The sequence below is a fragment of the Actinomyces sp. ICM58 genome, from assembly GCF_000283035.1.
Taxonomy (GTDB): domain Bacteria; phylum Actinomycetota; class Actinomycetes; order Actinomycetales; family Actinomycetaceae; genus Pauljensenia.
This window is the reverse complement of record NZ_ALIY01000013.1, coordinates 1-4,281: the sequence shown is the minus strand read 5'-3', so window position 1 is coordinate 4,281 and position 4,281 is coordinate 1. Positions and strand designations below refer to the sequence as shown.

The 4,281-nt window shown below is 67.3% G+C and carries 1 protein-coding gene; it reads right to left on the bottom strand.

Annotation, left to right across the window (positions count from 1 at the left end; translation table 11 throughout):
* Nucleotides 1–284 precede the first annotated feature (284 nt).
* Nucleotides 285–4,094, bottom strand: a complete 3,810-nt coding sequence (locus HMPREF1138_RS00375) for a S8 family serine peptidase (protein ID WP_009055159.1) — start codon at nucleotides 4,092–4,094, stop codon at nucleotides 285–287.
* Nucleotides 4,095–4,281: the final 187 nt, after the last annotated feature.

Genomic DNA, 4,281 nt, shown 5'->3' with positions numbered 1-4,281 from the left:
GACGCCGGGGCTGCGATCGCGAGCGCGCACGCGCCAGCGAGCGCGAGCAGCGCCACCGGTTTCTTCGATGTCATCTACGTAACTCCAATGTGTTGACTCAGTGCCGATGGGACAGCGAAGCGAACTTCGACCTATCGGTTATCACACGGTACAACACATGGGACCCCTTCGGCACGGGCCGCCAATGGATGGAAAGGAACCACCGACGAGGACGGGGCCCGGGATCGCTCGCAAAGAAACGTTCCCGGGCCCAGGCCTCGTGACTTAGAAGCAACCGGCCGGCGTTAGCGCTGCCAGGCTCCCGACTCGTCGAAGACGTAGGTACGACCGTTGATAACTTGCGTTCCGGTCAGCATCGCGCCGGACGGGGCCAGGTAATACCAGGTACCCCTGTCCTTGACCCACCCGGTCGCCATCCGTCCGGAGGCGTTCAGGAAGTACCAGGTACCGCCGTCCTCGACCCAGCCGATCGCCATCGCGCCGGAGCCCGTCAGGTAGTACCAGGAGCCACCGTTGGCCAGCCAGCCGGTGGCCATGACCTTCGTGGCGGGGTCGAGGAAGTACCACTGACCGCCGTCGCGCACCCAGCCGCTCACGAGGGCGCCCTCGGAATCGGCGTACACCCACTCCCCGCTGGCACGCTTGAGGAAACCGGTCATCATGTAGCCGGACGGCCCGAACTGGTAGTCGCGGCCGTTGATGGTGAACCAGCCGGCCTTCAGGTACGTCTGGCCGTCGGCGCACACGTACCACCAGCCCACGGCATCCTTGGCCCAGTGACCGCCCTCGGGGCTCACGCACGGGCTGGGCGTGCCCGGGTTGCCGCTCAGCAGGTTGATCGGGAAGACCTCGGAGGGGTTCAAGCCGTAATCCCACGCGAGGATGTACGGGTTGGCGATGACGTCGCCCGTGCCGCCCTGATCGGTCCACGCCTGCTGGATCACGCTCATCGGAATCTCCACGTGGTACGTGTAGCGACCGTCGGCGCCGACGCTGCCCTCGTCCTCGGTGAAGACGTGGCGGTAGAACCACAGGCCGTCGGCCGGATCGTGCAGGTCGACCGCCGCCAGCGGCGAGTCATCGGTGACGTCGAAGGTGACGACGAAGCCCTCACCCTTTCCGGAGTACACCAGCTCGGAAATGACGGGCGCCGCGGTGTCGAGACGGAAATCGTAGGAGATCGACTGCTCGGTGCGCGACGGGCCGTCGTTGTGCGCGAAGAGCGTCAGCTTGTACGCGCCGTCGGGCATGCGCGCAAACTTCTCCGCGTTCGCGTCGAAGGCCGTGGAGTCATGGTAGGCCTCGACCCACGTGTTCTCCTCGGTGCTGGTCAGGTAGATGGACTTCCAGTTCCGGTAGTTGGTCACCGTGAAGACTGTCTCCCCGGCCTCGTTCGTGTAGGTGCTGGTGAGCGCGTGGACGCTGCGCAGCGTGCCCGTGCGGGGTTCGAGGACCGTCGGGGCGCCCGAGGCCGCAGACCGCGAGATCACGTAGCGCTGCGGGTTGGGCTTTCCGGTGCGGTCGGCCACCTTGATGAGGGGGTTGTACCCGAGGGAGTCCCCGGTGGAACCGTTGACGATCTCCGAGGCCCGGGTGTGCGCCCCGCCCGTCGAGGCGAGCGCGTCGAAGATGGGGGCCTTGCCCCAGTCGCCGTAGAAGCCCAGGTAGGGCACGGCCAGGTCGGGCTGACCATCGGTCTTCGACGCGAAGCGCACGAAGCCGTCCAGGAACGTGCCGTTGGGCGTGTTGTCCGCGACGTAGGAGGCGAACTCGGAGCCGGGCATGACGTCGACGCCGACGGTGGCCTCGCCTAAGGCCGGCACCGTGACAGTCGCGCCCTCAGCCGAGGCCGATGCCGCGCCGGAGTACGTGACCTCCACGCCACGGCCTCGCCAATCCGAGGAGTGCTCCGTGAAGAACCCGCCGTCAACGATCTCCGACAGGGCCTGGGAGCTCAGCTCGTAGGTCGCGGGCGCCGCGCCGAGGTTGTGGAGCGTGACATCGAAGTGCCAGCCCGTCGTGCCATCCCCCAGGTCGGCCTTGGGGCGGGAGGGCTCGGCGGCGCCCGCCACGGTCGGGTACACGGACGAGGTCGTGGCAGCCAGGGCGTCGACGAGGCCCGCACCCTGCTTGCGCGGGGAGTACAGGGCCCCCGAGGTCTGGGCCGCGTCTGTCAGGGGGCGCGCGGTTCCCATGATGAGGTTCTGGACGACGTCAGCCTTGTCGCGAGCGCTCATCGAGGCGAAGAGCGGGTCGGACTGGACGCGCTGCAGGACGATCGCGCTGATGCCCGCCATCTGCGGGGTCGCCATCGAGGTTCCCGACGTCTGCTCGTATGCACCGTTCGGTATAGCGGAGAAAACGTTGCCACCGGGCGCGGCGATCTCCGGCTTGAGGCGCAGGTCGGGGGACACGCCCCACGAGGAGAACTCCGAGGCCTCGTAGGTGGTGGACTGGGGCAGGACCTGACCCTCGGCGATGGTCAGGTGATGGTCGGAGGCAGCCAGCATGGCCTGCCCGTCCGCCTGGGAGATGAACGCGGCGGGCACGTCCTGGGTCGTCAGATTCATGATGATGAGCGAGCCGACCGAGACGTTGTTGTAGACGAGGACGCCCGCCGGGTGCAGGTCGTAGAGGTTCTCGACCTTCTTCTGGTAGGTCATCTTGCCGCGCGAGACGAGCGCGATCTTACCGGACAGCCCGTTCGGGAACTTCTCCTTCAGGGCGGCAACATCCTCCTCGGAGGCGAAGCCGGCGTCCACATACTCGTAGGTGCCGGCAGGCAAGTCGGAGAAGTAGGCGACCTTCTCACCGTTCATGCCGCGCGAACGCTGGTAGCCGATATCCATGCCGGCGGCCGTGAAGGCGTTCCGGATGAGCGCGTTCTCGACGGAGCCTACGGCCACGACCGAGGGGTAGGTGGCGGGCTCGTCCATCACGGAGGTGTCGGGGTCGGAGGCGTAGGGCAGGCCCTTGCCGGAGTTGTTGCCGTATCCGGTCGAGAAGGCGTTGCCCGCGGCCGCGTTGACGGTAATCCCCTCCTCCTGGAGCTTCTTGTACACAGTGTCGTAGACCGAGTCGGCCTCGTTGTCCATGCCGGCCGTCCACCCCAGCGACAGGTTAATGACGTCGGGGCGCAGGACGACCATGTCGTCGAGCGCGGCCAGCAGCGCCGAGTCCAGCAGGGCGTCGTCCTCGCTGCGCGTCACCTTGCCGACGATAATCTGCGCGTCCGGGGCGGTGCCGACGATCTTGTCGGCGTTGCCGGCGGCGATGCCGGCGACGTGCGTCCCATGGAATCCGGAGCCACCCTCGCGCGGGGCGGCATCCACATCGTCATCCGCGTAGTCGTAGGCGAAGGGGAACTTCTCGGACATGTACTGGCCGGACTTTCCGGCCCCCAGGTGAGGCACCAGCGCCTGCACCTGATCCTCGGACAGGGCGACGTTGTCGGGCATAGCCCCCGTGAACGCCGGGTGAGTCATGTCGACGCCCGTGTCGATGACCGCGATGACCTTCCCCTCGCCCTTCTGCGTGACCTGGTCGGTGCGCATCATGAGCTGGGCGCTCAGATTCGCCGGGTCCTGCCCCTCCGCCTGGGAAGCCCTGGTGCCGCCTTCGGCGTCCATGGCCGCCACGTCGCTGACGTGCCCCTCGCGCTCCAGGAACGCAGCCCGCACGCCGCTCGACGCCCGGATCACGTCCAGGGAACCGGCGGGCGCGCGCAGCGCGAAACCGACCAGGGCGTTGTCGTACTCGCGCTGCACCTGCACCTGCGCTCCCGGGAACGCCCCGGCCACGGCCTCGTTGATCGAGGCGAGGGAGGCGGCGGCATCCGCCCCGTCGTCAAGCTGGACGATGATGCCGACGACGCGCGCCGGGTCCCGATCGGTGTCCGATTCCGCGTCGTGGCTCTGGCCGCTCTTCGAGGTCAGCGCCGTGTCGAGATCTCCGACGGGCAGGGACGAGGCAGCGGTCTCCGTCGCGGGTCTCTCTCCCGAGACCAGGGGCGAGGCCACGGACGCGGGGCCCGTGACGGCGAGCGCGCACGCGCCGACAAACGCCAGGAGGACAGCTGGTTTCTTCATTGACATAAGCCTTCTCCAATGTGTTGACAGACGGCTCCTGTCAGCGTGTGGCACTCCCACGCCGCAGCCGCCTGACCTAAAGCTACCGGAAAAGACCACGATGACAAGCCGTCACCCATTGTCGAAAAACTTAAGCCCGCCTGAAGTGTCCAACACGACGGGGCCCGGGAACGCCTCAATCGTTGCGTTCCCG

What these genes read in the sequence shown, in the direction of transcription:
- HMPREF1138_RS00375 (WP_009055159.1), bottom strand. Translation starts at nt 4,094, where the DNA reads ATGTCAATGAAGAAACCAGCTGTCCTCCTGGCGTTTGTCGGCGCGTGC.